The 21,417-nt window shown below is 59.0% G+C and carries 16 protein-coding genes and 1 tRNA gene; 5 read left to right on the top strand and 12 right to left on the bottom strand.

Annotation, left to right across the window (positions count from 1 at the left end):
* Positions 1–168: 168 nt before the first annotated feature.
* The 6 genes from dedD to Q0753_RS13505 form a co-directional block, all read right to left on the bottom strand.
* Positions 169–810 carry a cell division protein DedD gene (gene dedD / locus Q0753_RS13530; RefSeq protein ID WP_298722058.1) on the bottom strand — a complete coding sequence of 214 codons (642 nt, stop codon included), beginning with the start codon at positions 808–810 and terminating at the stop codon, positions 169–171.
* Positions 811–835: 25 nt separating this feature from the next.
* On the bottom strand, positions 836–2,086 hold the full coding sequence (folC, locus tag Q0753_RS13525; protein WP_298722069.1) for a bifunctional tetrahydrofolate synthase/dihydrofolate synthase: 1,251 nt from the start codon (positions 2,084–2,086) through the stop codon (positions 836–838).
* On the bottom strand, positions 2,083–2,946 hold the full coding sequence (gene accD / locus Q0753_RS13520) for an acetyl-CoA carboxylase, carboxyltransferase subunit beta (protein WP_298722055.1): 864 nt from the start codon (positions 2,944–2,946) through the stop codon (positions 2,083–2,085). The genes folC and accD overlap by 4 nt, the downstream gene beginning before the upstream one ends.
* A 279-nt stretch (positions 2,947–3,225) precedes the next feature.
* Positions 3,226–4,020 (bottom strand): tRNA pseudouridine(38-40) synthase TruA, encoded by a 795-nt coding sequence (gene truA / locus Q0753_RS13515; RefSeq protein WP_298722052.1) that lies wholly within the window; start codon positions 4,018–4,020, stop codon positions 3,226–3,228.
* Positions 4,021–4,111: 91 nt separating this feature from the next.
* Complete coding sequence (locus Q0753_RS13510) at positions 4,112–6,109, bottom strand: FimV/HubP family polar landmark protein (RefSeq protein ID WP_298722049.1); 1,998 nt, start codon at positions 6,107–6,109, stop codon at positions 4,112–4,114.
* Between the two features lie 144 nt (positions 6,110–6,253).
* Positions 6,254–7,372 (bottom strand): 4-phosphoerythronate dehydrogenase, encoded by a 1,119-nt coding sequence (locus Q0753_RS13505; RefSeq protein WP_298722046.1) that lies wholly within the window; start codon positions 7,370–7,372, stop codon positions 6,254–6,256.
* A gap of 145 nt (positions 7,373–7,517) precedes the next feature.
* Between Q0753_RS13505 and Q0753_RS13500 the strand changes: the two genes are divergently transcribed.
* A complete protein-coding gene (locus Q0753_RS13500) occupies positions 7,518–8,249 on the top strand; it encodes a phosphatase PAP2 family protein (protein ID WP_298722043.1) in 732 nt (243 codons plus the stop codon).
* Positions 8,250–8,335: 86 nt separating this feature from the next.
* Here the strand turns inward: Q0753_RS13500 and fabB are convergent, their stop codons facing one another.
* A complete protein-coding gene (gene fabB / locus Q0753_RS13495) occupies positions 8,336–9,550 on the bottom strand; it encodes a beta-ketoacyl-ACP synthase I (protein ID WP_298722040.1) in 1,215 nt (404 codons plus the stop codon).
* Between the two features lie 105 nt (positions 9,551–9,655).
* On the opposite strand from fabB, the gene mnmC reads away from it, so the two are divergent.
* The gene (mnmC, locus tag Q0753_RS13490) at positions 9,656–11,647 is read left to right on the top strand and encodes a bifunctional tRNA (5-methylaminomethyl-2-thiouridine)(34)-methyltransferase MnmD/FAD-dependent 5-carboxymethylaminomethyl-2-thiouridine(34) oxidoreductase MnmC (RefSeq protein WP_298722037.1); all 1,992 of its coding nucleotides are present in this window, start codon (positions 9,656–9,658) and stop codon (positions 11,645–11,647) included.
* A 455-nt stretch (positions 11,648–12,102) separates the two neighbouring features.
* On the opposite strand, the gene Q0753_RS13485 is transcribed toward mnmC, so the two are convergent.
* The gene (locus tag Q0753_RS13485; protein WP_298722034.1) at positions 12,103–12,612 is read right to left on the bottom strand and encodes a DUF922 domain-containing protein; all 510 of its coding nucleotides are present in this window, start codon (positions 12,610–12,612) and stop codon (positions 12,103–12,105) included.
* Positions 12,613–12,801: 189 nt separating this feature from the next.
* Here Q0753_RS13485 and corA point away from each other — a divergent pair, with 189 nt between their 5' ends.
* Positions 12,802–13,749, top strand: coding sequence for a magnesium/cobalt transporter CorA (gene corA / locus Q0753_RS13480; protein WP_298722032.1), 948 nt, complete (start codon positions 12,802–12,804; stop codon positions 13,747–13,749).
* An 86-nt stretch (positions 13,750–13,835) separates the two neighbouring features.
* Here the strand turns inward: corA and nrdD are convergent, their stop codons facing one another.
* Positions 13,836–15,611, bottom strand: coding sequence for an anaerobic ribonucleoside-triphosphate reductase (gene nrdD / locus Q0753_RS13475; protein WP_298722029.1), 1,776 nt, complete (start codon positions 15,609–15,611; stop codon positions 13,836–13,838).
* A complete protein-coding gene (nrdG, locus tag Q0753_RS13470; RefSeq protein WP_298722027.1) occupies positions 15,608–16,063 on the bottom strand; it encodes an anaerobic ribonucleoside-triphosphate reductase activating protein in 456 nt (151 codons plus the stop codon). The genes nrdD and nrdG overlap by 4 nt, the downstream gene beginning before the upstream one ends.
* Positions 16,064–16,360: 297 nt before the next feature.
* On the opposite strand from nrdG, the gene Q0753_RS13465 reads away from it, so the two are divergent.
* Positions 16,361–16,828 (top strand): CreA family protein, encoded by a 468-nt coding sequence (locus tag Q0753_RS13465; protein WP_298722024.1) that lies wholly within the window; start codon positions 16,361–16,363, stop codon positions 16,826–16,828.
* A 465-nt stretch (positions 16,829–17,293) separates the two neighbouring features.
* On the opposite strand, the gene uvrB is transcribed toward Q0753_RS13465, so the two are convergent.
* Positions 17,294–19,294: an excinuclease ABC subunit UvrB gene (gene uvrB, locus Q0753_RS13460; protein ID WP_298722022.1), complete on the bottom strand. Its 2,001-nt coding sequence runs from the start codon at positions 19,292–19,294 to the stop codon at positions 17,294–17,296.
* A gap of 155 nt (positions 19,295–19,449) precedes the next feature.
* Here uvrB and Q0753_RS13455 point away from each other — a divergent pair.
* A tRNA-Asn gene (locus Q0753_RS13455) sits at positions 19,450–19,525 on the top strand.
* Positions 19,526–20,147: 622 nt separating this feature from the next.
* Here the strand turns inward: Q0753_RS13455 and Q0753_RS13450 are convergent.
* Positions 20,148–21,413 carry a PTS transporter subunit EIIC gene (locus tag Q0753_RS13450; protein WP_298722020.1) on the bottom strand — a complete coding sequence of 422 codons (1,266 nt, stop codon included), beginning with the start codon at positions 21,411–21,413 and terminating at the stop codon, positions 20,148–20,150.
* Between the last annotated feature and the right edge of the window lie 4 nt (positions 21,414–21,417).

Genomic DNA, 21,417 nt, shown 5'->3' with positions numbered 1-21,417 from the left:
ACAGAAACACCCTTTGACTCAACATTATTATTCAGTGAAGAGCATATAAAATCTTGACGTCCAACAGAGTATCTACGCAAGTGACCGCCTTCGATCATATCGCAATAAAAAGCCCCGTTAAGCAATTCGCTGAACGGGGCTTTTTGGTATCGCAATCGTATTAGCGCACTACCGGGAACGTACACTGCCCTTGAGGCCGGTGAGCCGCTCCAATGGCGCCAGTTGCTGCTCCAGTCGAGCTTTGCTGTCCGGTCCCACCCAAACCCGGTTCAGCTCACCCTGACGGGGAACCGCCGGGGTGGTTTGAGCCCGGTAACCGGATGCTCGCAGTTTTTTGACCAGTGCATTGACGTTGTCGGCATTACGAAACGCTCCCAGCTGAACGATATACTCCCCCTGCTGCGGCGCTATCTGTTTGATCACAGGTGCAGGCTGCACGACCGGGACGGGTTTCACCACCGGCGCCGGCCTGGGAGCCGGTGCGGGTTTCGGCTCGGGCTTTGGTGCCGGCTTTGGCTCAGGTTTAGCAGCAGGTTGAGGTGCCACCGGCGGCGCCTCTTTGGCCTGTTCCATGGTCCAGGCCTCCGGCTTGGCCTCGGCTGCAGGCAGCTCGGCAACCGGTTGCGGTTCAGCCGCTGGCGGCGCCGTCACTACCGGGCGAGCCGGTTCGAGTTCCGGGCGCAGCGGTATGGTGACGGCCTCATCAACGGCCAGCTGCTGCTTGCCATCCAGCAGGTCGGGCAAAAAAATAACGCCCAACGCCACCAGAATGACGGTTCCCACTAATCGATGCTGAAATTGTGTCGCCAAAGCGCCCTTCCTCGGTTACTGCCAGTTATGCCGTTGGTGATGTTCTGCTCGCCAATACCTCGGCGACGGTAAAGAAGGAGCCGAACACGATGATGATGTCCTGTTCGCCGCCTTCCGCTTCTGCCGCCGTCAATGCCGCCGTGACCGAGTCGAAACAACGACCCGCTTGCCACACGGCCAGCTCATTGGCACTGGCGCCACGCGGGCCGCCGAGGCTGGCAAGATACCAGTCATCAACCAGCTCACGAAGCGGCGCCAGACTGGCGGCAATGTCCTTGTCCTTGAGCATGCCGACCACCGCCCGGCAGCGGCGGCTGCCCTTGATGCCGGGTAGCCGGCTGGCCAGGTAGCCGGCCGACTCCGGGTTATGGGCCACGTCTATCCACAGCCTTGGGGTCAACTGCTGCAGCCGACCATTCAGGCGGGCCTGGGTCAACCCGGTCTTTATCGCCTCGACATCGAGAGTAAAAGGCGACAACGCCAGCGTGGCCAGGGCCGTGGCCGCGTTCATCAGCGGCAAGCTCGGCAACGGCAGGGCGTTCAGGCTCAGGCCCGGCCCCTGAAACTGCCACTGGTCATCCCGTGCCTGCCACCGATAGTCCCGTCCGGTACAGCTCAGCGGGGTACCCAGCTGTTCGGCATGGGCCAGCAGACTGGCCGGTGGCTCGGCATCGCCGCACACCGCCGGCTTGCCGGCACGGAAAATACCGGCTTTTTCGAAGCCGATGGTTTCCCGGTCACAACCCAGCCAGTCGGTATGGTCGAGTGCCACCGTGGTGACCACGGTTTGATCCGAGGCCACCACGTTGGTGGCATCGAGCCGACCACCCAGCCCCACTTCCAGCAAGACCACCTCGGGCGCCGCATCGCGAAACAGCCACAGCGCCGCCAGGGTGGTGAACTCGAAGTAGGTCAGCGCCACCTCGGCCCGCGCCGTTTCTACCGCGGCAAAGGCGGCACAAAAAACGTCTGCCGCCGGGCTTTCGCCGTTGATGCGCACCCGTTCGCGATAATCGACCAGATGGGGAGACGAATAGACCCCCACGCTGTGGCCACCGGCGCGCAGCATGGCCTCAAGCAGGGCACAGGTGGTGCCCTTGCCGTTGGTGCCGCCCACGGTGATCACATGGCCTGGCAGGCTGAGCAGACCCAAGCGGTCGGCGACCAGCGCCATGCGCTCCAGTCCCAGCTCGATATGCGCCATGTTGAGGCCTTCCAGTACCGCCAGCCAATCGGCCAGCGACCGGTTGCGAGAGTCGACGAGGCTGCTCATCAGACCGCTGCCGGCTCCTGATTCATCAGCTTGCCGATGAGGCCGGCCAGTTTGTCGCGCATTTCACGACGGTCGACGATCATGTCGATGGCACCATGCTCCAGCAGGAATTCGCTGCGCTGGAAACCTTCGGGCAGTTTTTCCCGTACTGTCTGTTCAATCACGCGCGGACCGGCAAAGCCGATCAGGGCCTTGGGCTCACCGACGTTCACGTCACCCAGCATCGCCAGACTGGCGGATACGCCCCCCATGGTCGGATCGGTCAGCACCGAAATATACGGCAGACCGGCCTGTGACAAACGATTGAGCGCCGCACTGGTCTTGGCCATCTGCATCAGCGAGAACAGGGCTTCCTGCATGCGTGCGCCACCGGAGGCGGAGAAACACACCAGGGCCCGGTTTTCCGCGATACAGGCATCGACCGCCTTGATAAAGCGTGCCCCCACCACCGAGGCCATGGAACCCCCCATAAAGGAGAATTCGAAGGCACAGGCGGCTACCGGCAGACCCTTGAGGGTACCGGTCATCACCACCATGGCGTCGGTTTCATTGCTGCTTTTCTGGGCGGCGCTGATCCTGTCCTTGTATTTCTTGGAGTCCTTGAACTTGAGCACATCCTGAGGCTCGAGTTCGGCACCCAGCTCGACCCGGCCATCCTGATCGAGAAACTTGTCCAGTCGTGCCCGGCTGCCAATGCGCATGTGATGATCGCACTTGGGACAGACTTCCAGATTGCGATCCAATTCGGCACGGTACAATACCTGCTCGCAATTGGCGCACTTGGTCCAGACCCCTTCCGGAATGTTATGACGACGAACACCGATGTTCTTATTCTTGGGAAGAATTTTCTCAAGCCAACTCATGGAAATCCTTAGCGTTATTGCATCGTTATTGCAGCGTTGACGCTGCCTGGTTATTGCAAAACAATTGCATCGTTATCATGCAGTCTGGTCAGGTTGGGCCAGCGGTATGGGCCGACCATCACCGATGCCCGGTGCTGTTCGCCCCTGCCCTGCCCTCTCCAGCCCGGCTGCCGGGCGCTTTTACTCGCGGCGCCCGAGGCGTTATGGCTGGCATTAAACCATATATCTGCATGCTCGTTGATAAAAAACTTAAGCCTGTTGCTACTGTTTCTGCCCCAATCAGCGCAGTTGATCCGGTAGCCATAATGGTCCTGGCGGTGCGTCCGGCAAGCCATGGTGTTCCGGGTAATCGACCGCCACCAGATAAAGCCCGCCCGCCTTGGCGGTGGGCCCGGCCAGGTTGCGATCGCGCCCGTCCAGCACCTGTTGCACCCAGGAGACGCTTTCCTCTCCCATGCCCACCTTCAACAGGGTGCCGGTGATATTGCGCACCATGTGGTGTACGAAGGCGTTGGCCTTGATGTCGAGCACCACATAATGACCATAGCGCTCTACCTTCAGCTGCATGATGTTGCGATGAGGGCTGTGCGACTGGCACTGCACGGCACGAAAAGAGGTAAAGTCGTGCTCTCCCAGCAGGCACTGACCCGCCTCATGCATCTTCTGCGCATCGATATCACCCACATAATGACTGACACCGCTGCCATGAATGGCGGGCCGCATGTTGTGGTTGAAGATGATGTAGCGATAGCGACGGGCGGTGGCGCTGAAGCGTGCATGAAAGTCGTCATTCATCGTCTTGACCCACCGCACCGCAATATCGGACGGCAGATTGGCATTCATGCCCAGGGTCCAGGCGCCGGCCTGCCGATCCGCATGGGTATCGAAGTGCACCACCTGACCGGTACCGTGCACTCCGGCATCGGTACGGCCGGCACACTGAATGCTAATCGGATGATCGGCAATTTTGGACAGGGCTTTCTCCACCTCAGCCTGCACGCTGGGGACTTCTCGTTGCCGTTGCCAGCCATAATAACGGCTGCCGTCATACTCGATGCCAAGGGCAATGCGCATATTCAGTTCCAAGGGTAAAAAGGACGGCAATTATACCCGTTACCGAGTCAATTTGAAGAACCGGCCTCGGAACGAGGCCGGTGAAAGGAAATCAGCGCTTGGCCAACCGCTGCAACAGCTTCTTCGCATCGCGCTGCTGCTCTGCATTGCCGCGCTCCAGTGCCTCGTTCAGCAGTTCACGGGCACTGTCGATATCATCGATTTCGATATAGGCCCGGGCCAGATCCAGTTGTGCGCCCATACCTCCCTCATCGAGGTCGATATCCACATTCTGCCCCTGGCCGAGCACATCGGCATAGTCGTCCAGCTCCAGATCCAGTTTACGCTCGAAGTCACGACCCGATTCGTCACTCAGATCCGCCTCAGCCATCAAGTCATCGACCGAAACAAAACCGTTGTCGGCAGCCGGTCGCGGTGATGCAGGCTCGGGCGACACTGCCGGCTCGGGATTGAACAGCAGATCGTCGATGTTGTCATTGGATGCCTGATCGGCCGACTCCTTGTCGTCGACCGCCATTTCATCTTCAAACAGCAGATCGTCGATATTGTCGTTGGATACCTGATCGGCCGACTCCTTGTCGTCGGCCGCCATCTCGTCTTCAAACAGCAGATCGTCGATGTCGTCGTTGGATACCTGAGCGGCCGACTCCTTGTCGTCGACCGCCATCTCGTCTTCAAACAGCACATCTTCGGCGACATCCTCGGCAGCGGCCCGATTGAGCGTGTCTGCCAGCGCAACGTCATCATCGAAGCCGGCTTCAGACACCTCTTCAGGCGCCGGCTGCTGATGCTCGGCTTCCTGCTCTTCCATCAACTGCTGCTCTTCGAGGAAACGCGCGAAGGCATCTTCGTCAATTTCCTGCACCGGCGGGGCCGCATCAGGCTCGCCGGCCGCCGTCGGCTCGGGCTCAGACTCGGCCGCGAACAGCTCGTCAAACTCGTTACGCTCGTCGTCCATCATCGCCGCCGAGTTCTCGGACCATTCCTGCTCCTGCTCGGCCAGCTCTCGCCGTACGCGCCTGCGCCACCACAGGGTAAACAGCGCCAGCAGCAACATGGCCGGCAAGGTCAGGATCAGCGCCAGATTCAGCGGATTGGACAACAATTCATTACTGATGCCGGCTCGACTGGGTACAGATTCGGGCGCAGCATCGGCGGTCCTGTCCTGCTTCAGTTCTTCCACCTCGGCGGTTAACCGGGTAAGACGTTGCCGCAGCGCCTGGTTATTGTCCGCCAGGTTCGCCAGCTGCTCATTGGACATTGCCACCTGTTCACGCAACTCATCCATCAGTTGCAACTGCAACCTGGCCAGCGCCATCTCTTCGGCCCGCGCGGGATCCGCCATGGCCGGCGCCGCGGCAACGGACGGTGCCGTGGCGGCCTTGGGCGTTGTCAGCCCGGAAGACGCACTTTCCGGCGGCATCGCTGCCGGTGTTTCGGCAGCGGTGTTTTCAGCCGGAGCAGCGGGCCTGGCCTCGGAGGACGGAACCGGGGGACGGGCGGCCACCGGCGGCGGCTCCGTCACCGGGGCGGCCGGTTTGCTCGCCACCGGTGTCGCCGGCGTGGCCTTGGGCTTGACCTGTGCCACCGCCTGGGGTTTGGCGGCAGGCTTGGATACCGTGGTGACAGGCTTGGGTGCCGTGGCGGCACGCGTGGCGCTGCGGTTACCCTGCCGGCTTAAACGGCGAAATTCGGCCTCGGCATCGCGCGGCGAGCGCTGTCGGGCCTGAGATTCGGTCGGCAGCCGCAAGCGCGCGCCGCGCTGCAGATAATTGATATTGCCACGAACAAACGCCTGGGGGTTGAGGTGGTAAAGCGCCACCATGGTCTGCTGCACGGTCACCGGTGCCCGGGTATACCGGGCGGCAATGGCCCAGAGGGTATCGGTGCTGCGTACCGGCCCGTAACGGCCGGGGCTGGCCACCGGCTGAGCGACAGGCGGTTGAACCGGGGCCGCGGCGGCAGGTGCCGAAGACGAAGATTCCGGGCCTCGCAGCTCGATATAAAATTCGCCTTGCGCAACAGCAGAGACGGAGCAGGCCAGCCACCCAGCCAGACCAAAACCGATATGGGGTCTGAATCGTTTCATGATTTCTCTTGTATCCTTTTCCTGACTCGGAACCGTATCGTCCGGCGGTAGAGGCGTGCTTTAGCACCAGTGTAGAAAAAAACAGTGCCAATAGGAACTTGTCTGTCTGCTTTCTCAATATAAGGGGCTATCGGCACCCGGCCTTCATACTTTAAAACCCAGTGCCTCGCCGCTGCCGGTCAGCCCCGTCAATTGCACCGATCCCAGCTCGCGACGCTGCGGATACTGCTTGCGCAAACGATCGAAAAATCCCGGCTGGCCCAGGGCCTGGCGAAAAGCGGCATCGTCCTGCTCTATGTCATACACCAGCCGCACCAGCCGTGCCGCCAACGCCTGATCCGGCGCCTCGTGCAGATGAATAGCGTCAATAGACGATGGCGGCAACAACTGCTCGGGAGTCAGCTGCATGCCAAGCTGCTGCTGTTCGCACCAGGCCCGATAAAGCGCAAAGGTGCCCCTCGCCTTGCCTTCGAGGCTGTAGCCGGCAATATGCGGCGTGGCGAGCAGAACATGGGGCACCAGCGGCGCCAGCACCTCGGGTTCATGTTCCCACACGTCCATCACCAGCGTCAGCGGGGCGTCGCCCTGTTGCCGGGCCATTTGTTGCCGAGCGAGCAGGGCCTGATTGTCCCATACATCTCCCCGGCAGGCGTTGATCAGTACTTGGTCACCGTTGAGCCGGTCAATGGCGTTCTCATCCAGCAAGTGCCAGGTTGGGAATTCCCCTTCTCGGGTCAGCGGCACATGAAAAGTGACGATATCGCAGGCCAATGCCTGTTCCAGATCGACAAAATCTGTCGTTTTCTGTAGCGCTTTAGGCGGATCGCATAATAACACCCGCATACCCAGTGCCCGCGCACGGGCCGCCACCTCAGAACCGGTATTGCCAACACCCACTACGCCCAGGGTTTTATCCCGCAGCGCCCAGCCCTTATGCTCGGCCACTCGCAACAGGGCCGCCAGCACATAATCCCCCACCGCCACCTTGTTGCAACCCGGAGCACTGGCAAAGGCGATGCCGCGCCGGGCCAGCAAGTCGGTATCGATATGATCGCAACCAATGGTGGCGGTACCCACAAAGCTCAGCCGTTCGGCCTGGGCCAGCAGCGCCGCATCTACCCGGGTAATGGATCGCACCAGCAACACATCCACATCACGCAGCTGCTCGGGTCTGAGATCCCGCCCGGGGCAGGTCACTACTTCGGCCCGGTCACCAAACAGTTCCTGCACAAAGGGCATGTTTTCATCGGCCAGCAATTTCATCGACTCTTTCCTTGCATAACGGGCTCCTGACATGACGAGCTCCCTGAATGGCGGGCCATTGTACCCCGAGTTGCGGCAGGCTTCAGCTTCCATCGGCCTGCGGTTTTGCTAGAATCGGCGCTTTCCTCTCACACGACTTTCTTTCATGACACTACGGTTACTGTTCACGGTACTGGCAATACTGATATTGCCGGTCGCCATTGCCAGCATGGGTTACCAATGGCACTGGCACTGGTTTCCGCTGCTGGATCTGGATGACACCCCGGCTCTGCTGGCCTATGGCCTGACCCTGTCGGTCGGCAAAATCGGTATCGGCATGACCCTTGTCTGCCTTAGCCTGCTGGTGCTGCATCGCTGGAAGCACAGACCCGGCCTGCTACTGATGTTCTTCTTCTGCCTGATGGCCGCCCTGGGCAGCGCCTTCGTGACCAAGACCCTGGCCAAGCAATACTTTAAAGAGCCCCGTCCCTATGTGCTGTGGCTGACCGAAAAAGGACGACTCGCCGACAGCGACCGCTTTTATGCCCAGTTACCCGCAATACGGGAACAATGGCTGGCCGACGGGCTGAGCAGCCTGCCGGAGCGGCAGGTGCCGGGCTGGCTCAAGCTGCACTGGCGGGATGAGGTCAGTTATTCTTTCCCGTCCGGGCATTCGATCGCCGCCATGACCATCGCCGCCTTTTATTGCCTGCTGCTGCTGTATCGGCGCCGCTCGGCCTGGCTGGTTGGTGCTTTGGCCACCTGGGCGGTCGCCGTTTGCTATTCGCGGCTGTTGTTGGGCCTGCACTGGCCGGTAGATATTCTGGCCAGCAGCGTACTGGGCGCTACCTTCGGCATACTCGGCGCCTGGGCCTTTATTCGTTGGGATCAACGCTGAGGCGTAAGGCGTAAGGCGTAAGGCGTGAAAATGAAGCACAAAAAGGGCGCCGAGGCGCCCTTTTTTAGTGCGGTATTAACCGGCTATCAGCCTTTGTACTTGCTGAATACCAGGCTGGCGTTGGTGCCGCCAAAACCGAAGCTGTTGGACATAACGGTGTCCAGCTCGGCTTCTTTGTACTCGGTGACGATCGGCAGGTTCTTCGCCTTCTCGTCCAACTCGGTAACGTTGATGCTCGGCGCGATGAAACCGTGCTGCAACATCAGCAAGGAGTAGACCGCTTCATGTACACCGGCAGCGCCCAGCGCGTGGCCGGTCATCGCCTTGGTGGCGGAGATGTAGGGGGCATTGTCGCCAAACAGGTTGTTGATGGCTTCCAGCTCTTTCACGTCACCCACCGGAGTCGAGGTACCGTGGGTGTTGATGTACTGCACCGGGGCCGGCGCCGTGGCCATGGCCTGCTGCATGCAGCGAACCGCGCCTTCACCGGACGGAGCCACCATGTCGTAACCGTCGGACGTGGCACCGTAACCGGTAATTTCGGCATAGATCTTGGCGCCGCGCTTGAGGGCGTGCTCCAGCTCTTCCACCACCACCATGCCGCCGCCACCGGAGATAACGAAGCCGTCACGGCCCGCATCGTAGGTACGGGAGGCCAACTCGGGCGTCTCGTTGTATTTGCTGGACAGCGCGCCCATGGCGTCAAACTGCAGGGCCAGGGTCCAGTCTACTTCTTCACCGCCACCGGCAAACACGACGTCCTGCTTACCCAACTGAATCTGTTCCAGTGCATGGCCGATACAGTGGGCTGAGGTCGCACAGGCCGAGCTGATGGTGTAGTTGATACCCTTGATCTTGAACGGGGTCGCCAGACAGGCGGACACGGTCGAGGACATGGTGCGAGGCACCATATAGGGACCGACCCGACGTACACCTTTTTCACGCAGCGTGTCGCAGGCTTCAATCTGGTTCTTGGAAGAAGCACCGCCCGAGCCGGCGACCAGGCCGGTACGCTCGTTGGAAACCATGGACTCATCAAGGCCCGCATCGGCGATCGCCTGTTCCATGGAAAGATAGGCAAAGGCCGCCGCATCGCCCATGAAGCGCATGACTTTACGGTCGATATGCTCGGACGGGTTCAGTTTAATGTTCCCCCATACCTGGCTGCGCAGGTTATGATCAGCAAATTGCTGGGAGAAGCTAATACCGGAGCGGCCCGCCTTGAGTGAGGCAAGAACCTCTTCCTGATTGTTACCAATGCTGGATACCACGCCGATACCGGTAATGACTGCTCTTCTCATCTATCTTTCCTACTGTCTTGATTTGCCGCCAATTCTAACCATAAAAAATGGTCAAACTGGTCTGCTTTCACATAAAATGACCGTTTTTACGGCCCCGGAGGTTCAGTGTCACCCCACTTCATTACAACCGCGAGTCTGGACTGGAATGACCAGGGCACGCCGGTCGCCGCTGCGTTCGACGATGTTTACTTTTCCAATGACGACGGTCTGGCCGAAACCCGTTACGTGTTTCTTGGCCATAATGGCCTGCCCGAGCGCTGGATTAACCATGATCGCTCGTTGTTTGTGGTGGCCGAAACCGGCTTTGGCACCGGTCTGAATGTGCTGGCCACCTGGCAGGCCTTTATCGACTATCGCCGGCAACATCCGCAAGGTAACACCCAACGCCTGCACCTGATCAGCGTGGAAAAATTTCCGCTTACCCACGCCGATCTGCAGCAGGCACTGGGCCAATGGCCAGAGCTTAGCATTTTAAGCGAACGTTTGTTAGCTGAATATCCGCCCGCCATCGGCGGCTGTCATCGGCTGCATCTGGCCGACGATGTGTGCCTGGATTTGTGGCTCGGAGACGTGGCCGAACTGCTGCCGCAGATGGAAGCCGGACTGGCCGGCAAGGTGGATGCCTGGTATCTGGACGGCTTTGCACCAAGCAAAAATCCCGAGATGTGGACGCCACAACTGTTCGCACAACTGGCCCGTCTGGCGCGCAATGGCGCCACCCTCGCCACCTTTACCGCCGCCGGCTTTGTGCGCCGCGGGCTGAACGAAGCCGGCTTCAGGGTCGCGCGCGTCAAGGGCTTTGGTCGCAAGCGGGAAATGCTGGCAGGTGTGCGTGGCAGCGATAACCGTGCCCCCTACCCTGCGCCCTGGTTCTGGCGCCGTCCGGGTCGGGCTGGGCACACCATTATTGTAGGGGCCGGTATTGCCGGGGCCACCCTGGCGCACGCCCTGACCCGGCGCGGCCAAAAGGTAACCCTGCTTGAGCAGAATGCGGCACCGGCGATGGGTGCTTCGGGCAACCGCCAGGCCGCCGTGTATCCGCTTATCAACGGCGATCATGATCACCTGAGCCAGTTCTACCTGCAGGCCTTTTTGTACGGCCGCCGCACCTTGCCCACCTTGGCCGAACGGCATGATGTGACTCATGACTGGTGTGGCGTGGTGCAGCTGGCATACGACGCCAAGAGCAGCGCGAAAATTGACAAGTTGCTGGCAAGCCCGGTTGCCCGCGCCCTGGTACGGCCCTTAACCGCCGAGCAGGTCAATGCGCGTACCGGTATCGCGGCCAATCTGCCCGGCATCGAATATTCGCTGGGCGGCTGGATTTGCCCCTTTGAGCTGACCGCCGCCCTGCTGGTCGAGGCACAGAACACCGGCCTGCTTGAATGTCATTACCAGACCCGGGTCGAGCAGCTGGCACGAAAAGACAGCCAGTGGCACCTCACCACCGACGGTGCCTCTTTTTGTGCCGACACCCTGGTACTGGCCAACGGCCACGAATTAACCCGCTGGCCGCAAACCCGGGCACTGGCGCTGTCGCCGGTGCGGGGTCAGGTAAACTATCAGCCTTCCAGCCCCAGCATAGCGCCACTGAATACCGTGGTCTGTTACGAAGGGTATCTCACTCCGGCCTGGCAGGGTGCCCATTGCGTTGGCGCCAGCTATGGTCGCAGGCAGTCGGCACTGGATTATCGAGAGCTGGACGAGCAGGACAACCTGCACAAGCTGGTGCGCACCCTGCCCGATCTGGACGATTTGACGCCCAGGGCGGGCGCCGGCCGGGTGAGTGTGCGCGCCGCCTGTCGCGATCACCTGCCACTGGCCGGCGCCGCGCCGGACAAGGCCGCTCAACTAACGCAATATGCCCTGATGCCACGCCGAAAATGGGAAGCTTTGCCGCTGGCGGACGATCATGCCGGGCTCTTTGTGATGTCCGGCTTGGGTTCGCGCGGCCTGTGCTCGGCGCCCTTGCTGGCCGAGCTTATCACCGCCCAGTTGCTGGATGAGCCTTACCCGCTGTCCCAGGGGCAATTGGCGGTGCTTAACCCCAACCGACACTGGGTGCGCAAGCTGTTGAAGGGAAAACCCGTGGAATAAGACCAATCTAAATAAAAATATGATCTATTTTAAAGCTCCGAACGAGAGGCAACAGAGTCACCTCCCACGACACGCAATAAACCCATCCATGGGAGCTCGGAAATGCCCTCCTTGGCATTTCACGGTCGTGGGAGCCGATCTCTGCTGCCTCTCCTGAAGCACCGAGTTGTCTTCAGGTCGCTTCCCCAGGCGACGCCGTAGCATGGAGGCGAATGAAGGGTTCTACTCCAGCGACCATCACATGACAGGACGTCATGTGCTGAGCGCCACAAGGATGTGCTTGCAGCGTGTCGGTGGAGTGGCCCCTTCATTCGGCCTTACCATGAAGCCAAGCAGATCTGTTAGTTTTCCAGATTGGTATAAGACCGCTCAGCCACCGAAATCAGAAAACCAGCAGGCTCCGCTCAACGGGGCCTGTTTGCATGGTGCTGCGGTGTGGGTATTAATGTTGGCTTTTACTCCGATGAAGATGATTCAGGGCGGATCAGCCCCAGGTTACGACCATAGTCATTCTGCTGCTGAAAGTGCTGTAACAGGGTGCGGGCAATGTCGAGCTGGTGATAGCCGACATTGTCCGCGACCTGGCGCAACTGGTCACAATTTTTCTGTGGCGCTATCTGAAAAAGTGAACGCTCCAGCCATTCGGCCGACAGCAAGGCCCGCTCGCGTACCAGCCGCTCGTAAGCGGTGAGTGCCAGCCGGTAATTCTGCCAGGCCGGGGTTTGCGGCCACTCCAGCGGCTCGGTCACCGTGGCCGTCAACGACACCACCACCTGGCCCGGACGGCAGCCGTAATCCGTATGCTGGCCCGATAACTGCCAAGACATGCGGTAGTCTACATCGGCCAGGCTGGGCTCTAGCTCACTGGAGCCATAAACGTCCACGGTTTGCCGTGCCTTCAGCACCATTTCGGCAGCGACAGGCATCGCCAGCAGCAGCATCAAGGCACAACATATCTGTTTCACTGGCGTTCTCCGATGGCAAATCAGGTAGCGGGATCCTGTCATTATAGGCCGGGCGCCGAGTCAAGTCATTTGAGTCTACTCTTATCCGGCTAAAATTCGCGCCAAAAAACACGCCCATACATAGATTGCCTGACATCCGGCAGCGGCCTCTATATAGTGCAAGTCATTGTTTACCGGTTGGAGCGCTGCATGATCACAGCCTACACCCTGAATGGAAAATCTCTCGATATTCAGCCACTCAACCTGGAGGACGCCCTGCCTCCCAACACCCTGTGGCTGGATATCCTCAAACCGGACGAGCAGGAACAACGCTGGATGAAACAGCTGTTCGTGGAAGAAGTGCCGGAGCTGGACGAGCTGGACGATATCGAAGCCTCGGCCCGCTTTTACCGGGATAAAGACGGACTGCATATCCATTCGCTGTTCCCTCAGCGCATGGGCAAGGAAATAGACGGCATCAACGTGCTGTTTACCTTGCGCAAAGACATGCTGATCAGCTTTCGGGAAGACGATCTCGGCCTGATGCGGCTGCTGCGCCACTATATGCGGCAGGATCGGCTGGAAGCGAGAGACGCCCCGGAGCTGCTGCTGGAAATTTTTCAGCTCAAAATCGAATATATTTCCGATTTGATTGAAGACGGCTACAAAACCCTGGAAGCTACCGCCAAACAGGTGCTGCAGGTGGATGATCTGCGCCAGACCATGTCGGATTTGATGTTGCAGGAAGACGGCAACGGCCACATTCGGCTGGCCTTGTACGATACCCGGCGGGCATTGCGTTTCATGAAGCGATCCATGCGCCAGAGCGGCAACGACGAGCAGCGCAAGTGGATCGACGAAATGCTCTACGACATCGAATCGCTGCTGCCCCATACCCAGTTTCTGTTCGACAAGATCAACTTTCAGCTGGAAGCCGCCATGGGCTTTACCAGCCTGGAGCAGAGCAAGGTGATCAAGATTTTCTCGGTGGCGGCGGTGGTGTTTCTGCCCCCTACCCTGATTGCCAGCATCTATGGCATGAACTTCAAGATCCTGCCGGAGCTGGGCTTTGATTACGGCTATCCGATGTCGCTGGTGATGATGCTGATGTCGGCCTGCGGCACCTATTACTTCTTCAAACGCAAGGGCTGGCTGTAACTTCAGGGACTAGGGATTTGTGATCAGGGACTGGAAACCAGCCTCACACTTCCCCAATCCCTGCTCCCTAATCCCCATTCCCGGTCTTAAAGGTGGTAGAAACGCCGGCCATGCTCGTTCCGGCGACCGGCGCTGAACGCCGACACCCGCTTCAGATAACCGATCACCCGGGTGGCATGGTCTATGTCTTCACTACCACAGGCGCCACAGCTCCAGTCGGTATGCTTGCTGATATGGCTGCAGTCGTTGCAGATGGTGCTGCGTACGTTGACGGTAAAATAGTGGCAGCCGGTGGCGGCGGCAACACGGTACAACTGTCGGTAGCCGGCAGGGGGCAGATGCTCGTCCAGATTCAGATGCAGCGCCGAACCACCGTCCAGAAATTGCACCAACTCGCGCCCGTGCAGCACGAATTTGTCGAGAATCTGAGTATCATCCTCGTCTTCCACCACATAGAAGTAGGAGTTATAGCAGTCACGGGGCACCCGATAGCCGTCGGCCCTGTCCCACTTGGCGTTTTTCACCCCCAGGTTTTCCGCCGGCACAAACTCGGTATTGAACAGGTAGCCGTATTCCTGACGCGCCTTACGGTTGGCATCATAGATAATCTTCAGCCGTTCGCTGACAAAGGCCTGGTACTCGGGGTTGTTACTGGCCTTGATGCCTCTGTATTCCGCCGCCTCGACCATGCCGTTGATGCCGATGGTCAGAAACTGCTTGTCCAGGCTGATAAAACCGGCGTCATACACCGTCAGTATGCCTTTGGCCAGGAAGTCCTCCATCAAGCGCCGGTAGGCCACCTGATAACGCTGAATCTTCTCGATTTCGGCCAGCAGGTCCCGTCCGTCCTGCTCCAGCCGGTTCATGTTCAGGGTGATGACATTAATGGAGCCGGTGGCCACGCCACCCGCCCCCAGGGTGTAGGAAAAGGTGTGATCGGTCACCTCATTGCGCAACCGACAGCAGGACGCCAGCGAGTCGGGGGTGTCGGACATATAAATGAAGAAGCTGTTGCCCCGGCTCATCTGCTCGGCGCACATCTCGGCAAAGGCATCATCTGCCGGTGCACCATCCTTGGTGAGCATGGCGGCGGTCACCACCGGGAAGGTCAATATCGCCTTGCGCCGCTCCTCGTTGAACCATTCCAGAAAATGCTCCTGCAGCCGGCTTACCGAGTCGCCGTTGGGCTGGCTGCCGTCGGGAAACACAAAGAACTCGAACATGGTGTTGAAATAGTCCCGGTCGAACAGGGAAATGTTCCAGAACACGCTCTGGTAGCCACGGGCCGCGGCCGGCTGGTTGATGGCATAGACCACATGCTGCAGATGATTGTTGATGGCATGGGTATGCTCGGTCAGGTAATTATCGCCATAATCCCGGCGGGCAAAATGATCGAAATAGGTGAGAAATTCGACCGTAGCCACCGCCCCGGCGAACTGGGAGCTGATGGCAAACACCATATTGACGAAGGCACCGCAGAACGCTTCCAGGTGTCTGGGGGCCTTGCTCTCGCCACCGAGTTTGGTCAACCCATCGAGCAGGAAGGGATACATGGTCACCGACACACAGTAGGGCTTGAGACTGGTCTCGTCGTGCACATAAATCTCATGCGCTTCAATCTGGCGTTCATACTCCGTGGCCAGAGCATCATCAAACAACTCGGCTATCTTGTTTTTCACCAGGCCACGGTTCACCTGCACAAAAAAATCCTTCATCAGCTCCGCCTCGGCGGTAGCGATGTTCTTTTGAGTCACATTGGCGTTGGGGTCCATTACAGAACCATCCGCCGCATTGTTAGCATTCAGGTAGGCATTGAAGCTGGCGATCTTGGCCTCAAGCTGGTCGGGGTGCAGGTGTATCATGAACGTCTCCAAAAATGATGATTGAGGGATTCGCCGCTGGGCAGGCAAATCAACCGTTGGTTACTGTGTCTGGAGTCAAGGCCACCCAGGTGCGCCACCCAGGCTCCGGTTTTCAGGTAGTCCAGCTCGGCCATCAGGGTCTGGCTTATCCTGTCCCGACCGCTGTACAGGCAGGTTTTCAGCCCCTGCTCCCGCGCCAGCTGCAACAGAGGCAGCAAGGCATCCCGATCCCATTCTCCACCGAAAAACAACACGCAGGTCAGTAGCCCCTGATAGCGCGTCAGCCAGCCTTGCAACCGCTCGGGTGTTAATCGGGTCCCCGCCGCCGGATCCCAGCTGTCCTGGCTGTGACAGCCGGGGCACGCCAGTGGACACCCCGTTACCAGCCAGGCCAGGCTGACTTCGCCCGGCACTTCCTGCAGCACCACCCTGGGTTCAAACGCATTCAGCATAACGGCACCAAAAACACTACATGTTGTGCCAAGAGTAAATACAAACACCATATATGGAAACAACCGAACAACCGCATTAGCTGTTTCACTGATCTGGATCAGTCTTCGGCATGCAAACCCATACGGTATTTAAGAGTGATAGATTCGTTTGAAGCAGGTCCCGAGGCCGACCATTACCTCGGCAAAACGGCAGATAGAGCCGCGCCCCCAAGGGCAGTTAAGTTTGGCGGCACCGGCCGAGTATGGTAAGAACTGGGGTTATTTGTTAATACGCTGCTTGATACAAGGAACCTGCTCATGTTCAAAAGAACGGCCGCCCTGCTTTGCCTGTCTACCCTGCTGCTGGGTTGTGATAACAATGAGGTGGGCGATGTGTCTCTGGGTATGTTCACCACCAAAGACATCAAAATCGAGGTGCTGACCGATCCGGGCGTGCCCGGCGTGACCTGCCACATGTCCAACATAGTGGCCGATCTGGACCTGGCCGATCCCTCCGACATGTCGATCAGCTGCCGTCAGACCGGCGAAATTACCGCCGCCATGATCGCCGCCATCGATACCTCCAAGAGCGGCGAAATCGTGTTCAAGAAATCGAAGAGTATTTTTCTCAAGAGCCTGAAGATCCGTCGCATCTATGACGACCAAAGCCAGTCATTGCTATATGTTGCCTACAGCACCAAGGAAACCAGCGGCAGCTACAAACATTCCATGTCCACCGTGCCGCTGTGGGGCACCCTGGCTTATCAGGCACCAGCCCAACCGTAATACCTATTACATTGAGTATTTGATCAGACACTAGACCGGTGTGCCAAAGGCAATACAGCCGCAATCGTTTGTTCTATTTTGCTTCACGGTAAAGGTCGAACGAAGGGTTCACTCCACCGACACGCTAAACCGCATCCCTGCGACGCTCAGCACATGACGTCCGACCGCCAAGGATGGCGGGAGTGTCAGCATTGCAGGAGCCTTTGTTGACCTGTCATGTGATGGTCGCTGGAGTAAAACCCTTCATCCGCCCCAATGCTCCGGAGTCGCCTGTGGAGCGACCTGCAGATAACTCTCTGGCATCAGGGAGGATAAAGGGATCTGCTCCGCCGACCCTTCGCGCCAGGGATGGCGCGGTGGAGCCCCCATGGATGGGTTCACGGCGAGTCGGTGGAGCTGGCCTTTTGTCCGGCCTTTGCAAAGTAACCGGACAGAACCGTTATTTAATCGGTTCGATATTGCCGCTCAGCTGCGGATCAACTGTTCACGCAATTCGTGAATGCGGTCGCGGGTCGCGGCGGCCTGTTCGAATTCCAGGTTGCGGGCGTGCTCGAGCATGGTTTTTTCCAGCGCGGTAATCTGTTTGTCCAACTCTTTGGCGGTCGGCAGATGTTCGGGTAACGGCGTTTTGTCCTTGGCACGCTTGGAGCCGACTCGCTTTGTGCCGTCCAGATCCATCACGTCGGTCACGCCCTTGACCAGCCCCTTGGGCACGATGCCGTGCTCTTCGTTGAACTGCTGCTGCACTTCGCGGCGGCGCTCGGTTTCACTCATGGCGGCGGCCATCGAGCGGGTAATGCGGTCGGCGTACAGAATGGCCTTACCGTTGAGGTTACGGGCCGCCCGGCCTATGGTCTGAATAAGCGAGCGTTCCGAGCGCAGAAAGCCTTCCTTGTCCGCATCCAGAATCGCCACCAGAGACACTTCCGGCATGTCCAGCCCTTCACGCAGCAGGTTGATGCCCACCAATACGTCGAACTTGCCCAGGCGCAGATCACGAATGATCTCCATGCGCTCCACGGTGTCGATATCCGAATGCAGGTAACGCACCTGAAGGCCGTGATCGTTCAGGTATTCGGTCAGATCTTCGGCCATGCGTTTGGTGAGGGTGGTCACCAGCACCCGTTCGTTTTGCGCGATACGCAGCCGCGCTTCAGACAAGACGTCGTCCACCTGGCTGGCCACCGGCCGCACTTCCAGCACCGGATCGAGCAGCCCGGTGGGGCGCACCACCTGCTCGGCCACATCATCACCGGACTTGTCCAGTTCATAAGGCCCGGGGGTCGCCGATACAAACACCGTTTGCGGCATCAGTGCCTCGAACTCCTCGAAACGCATGGGGCGGTTATCCAGCGCCGAGGGCAGGCGAAAGCCGTATTCCACCAGGGTTTCCTTGCGCGAACGGTCGCCTTTATACATGCCGCCAATCTGCGGCACAGTGACGTGGGATTCATCGATGATCAGCAGGCCGTCACCGGGCAGGTAATCGAACAGCGTGGGCGGTGCCTCGCCTTCGCCCCGGCCCGACAGGTAACGGGAGTAGTTTTCGATGCCCGAACAATAGCCCAGCTCCTGAATCATCTCGATATCGAACTGGGTGCGCTGGCTGATGCGCTGCTCTTCCAGCAGCTTGTTGGCCGACAGCAGCTGCGCCTTGCGCGCCTGCAACTCCACCTTGATATGCTCGATGGCACCGAGCAGCTTTTCTCGCGGGGTCACGTAGTGGGTCTTGGGGTAAATGGTAAAGCGCGCCAGGGTCTGGGATTGTGCGCCGGTCAGGGGGTCGAACAGGCTGATGCGCTCGATTTCGTCATCGAACAGTTCGACCCGCACCGCCTGGTTATCCGACTCGGCCGGAAAGATATCGATCACCTCCCCCCGCACCCGAAAGGTACCGCGCTGAAAACCGGCGTCGTTGCGGGTATATTGCAGCTCCGCCAGCCGGCGCAGCATGTCGCGCTGGTTCAGCATATCGCCCACCCGCAGGTGCAGCATCATGCTCAGGTAAGACTGGGGGTCGCCCAGGCCGTAGATGGCCGATACCGAGGCCACGATAATCACGTCGCGCCGCTCCATCAGCGCCTTGGTGGCCGACAGCCGCATCTGCTCGATGTGATCGTTGATGGAGGCGTCTTTCTCGATAAAGGTATCGGTCGTCGGCACATAGGCTTCCGGCTGATAGTAGTCGTAGTAGGAAACGAAGTACTCGACCGCGTTATGAGGAAAGAATTCCTTCATCTCGCCATAAAGCTGGGCGGCCAGGGTCTTGTTGGGCGCCAGTATCATGGTGGGCCGGTTCAGCTCGGCAATGACATTGGCCACGGTGAAGGTCTTGCCCGAGCCGGTGACCCCCAGCAGGGTCTGATGAGCCAGGCCGGCATCGATCCCCTCCAGCAGTTGCGCAATCGCCGTCGGCTGATCACCTCCGGGCTGATATTCGCTGACCAGTTGGAAATCTTTGCTCATCACCTACTCTCCTCTTGATTCGACCCCCAGTTTACCCCCGGTGAAGCGCTGAATTTAAGCAAAAACTGCCGCTACTGTCTTAAGGGTCAAAATTCGTATTTTATCCTTGACCCGCCTGCTATGGCTGCGTATTATCTGCGGCCTCTTCACGAGATTCCCCCTTAGTTCAGTTGGTAGAACGCCGGACTGTTAATCCGTATGTCGCTGGTTCGAGTCCAGCAGGGGGAGCCAAATTTCGCACTACCTCTCTTGACTTATCCACTAGAAGCACTCTGCCTTCGCCAAGAAACCCACAATTTGTGCCTTTACTCTAATGTCGCTGTTATCGTTCAGATATCGAGCGAAATTTTGTCGTGACTTTTTCAAGATATTGTTTTTTAAGTATTTATTTTCTGGTTAAAAAAATAGCTGTTTATCCGAGAGGCCTGCCCTGTCTGGCTTTGCACCGGTTGTATGATGGTAATCCACAACCTTATCCACAGAAATGGTGGATAAGTGCAGCCAAGCCGGTTGCCACAAGGCTCAGGCGCTCTGTGCATAACATTGAGGGCCAGCCCGACCGTTGGGCACACACTTGACAGCGCGAAAAACACTCCCCCGGCACCGAAATACCGCCGTCGACTAATTACAGTTAACTGCCGTCGAGTGGCATGTCTGAGCCGACTTAAGCTGTTTTTTCACGTTGTTTGCATCGCTTATACGCTGAAATAATAAAAACGGGGCCGACTTGCGCCGCTCCCGCTTGAAATATCGCGAGGTCATCGTGTTGCTACGCTAGTGTGCTGTGCCATCAGCACATTGAGCGTGGCGGCCAGTGCGTCCGCCCGGGGCCCCGACCAATTGCAGGTTTTGCTTACCCAGCCGGATCACCTCGCTCCCCCCCGGCGTCATCAACCGGCGTGGTCTCGTCTCCCAGGGGCCGCAGCGTGAATAGCCGAATGGCGAAATAGAAGGTCACGAAATAAACCACGCCAAACGCCACGCCGATGGCCACCAGCGTCCAGGGCCGGGTAGCCAGATCCCAGTTCAGTATCAGGTCGAACAGCCCGGCGGAAAAACCAAAACCATGCAGCACGCCGAACAGGTTGGTCACCAGCAGCGCCAGCCCGGTCAGCAATATGTGCAACACATAAAGCAACGGCGCCATAAACAGTAAAAAGAATTCCAGTGGTTCGGTAATGCCGGTCAGCATGGCGGTTATCGCCAATGACAACAGCAGGCCGCCCACCTGGGCACGCTGTCCTTTGGGGGCAGCCAGGGTCATGGCCAGCGCCCCTGTCGGCAGACCGAAGAGGATGACCGGGTAAAAGCCGGCCATAAAGACCCCGGCGCCAGGGTCGCCGGCAAAGAAGCGGTGCAGATCACCCCGGGTTATCTCGGTGGCCAGCCCGGTGATCACGCCGCCATCCACGCCCGGCACCGGGCCGCCCACCGCCAGCGTCTGCACCAGTGCCGGGTCCAGACACAACTGCTGTACTTTATCCGCCGCTTCATAACTCAACTGCAGACAGGCGCCAAAATCAAACCAGATATGGCTGCTCAGCACCTGATGCAACCCCAGTGGTGTCAACACACGATTAAGCACCCCGTAGAGAAACGGGCCAAAGGATCCCAGGGCCGGAAGGCCCGCTGCGATACTATCAGCCGTCTGCTGCAGCAGCGGCCAGACAAGGCCCATGATAAAGGCCGCCAGCAAGGCAAAGAGTCCGGTCATGATGGGCACCAGCCGCTTGCCGCCGAAGCAGGCCAGAAAGCCGGGCAGCCGCACGCGATGAAAGCGGTTATCGCTGTGACCGGCAATGATGCCGGCGATAATGCCGCCGAGAAAAGACAAGTCGATGTCGCCGTTGATGGCGCTGGCCGCACCGGTCAGCACCAGGTAGCCCACGGCGCCGGCCAGGGCGGCGGCCCCGGCGTGGTGTCGAGTCAGGCCCACCGCAATTCCCAGACAAAACAACAACGGCAGTTGATTGAAAATGGCCGCCCCCGCCTCGGCCATCAAGGCGATGCCCAGCAAATCTGGCTGGCCCAGGCGCAGCAGTAAGGCCGCAACGGGCAGCGTGGCCAAAGGTAACATCAACGCCTTGCCCAGCTTCTGAAAGTATCCCAGCACCTTCACGGCA

This window comes from uncultured Oceanisphaera sp. (assembly GCF_947495715.1).
Taxonomy (GTDB): domain Bacteria; phylum Pseudomonadota; class Gammaproteobacteria; order Enterobacterales; family Aeromonadaceae; genus Oceanimonas; species Oceanimonas sediminis.
The sequence above is the reverse complement of the archived record's forward strand: the minus strand, read 5'-3'. Positions and strand labels throughout refer to the sequence as shown.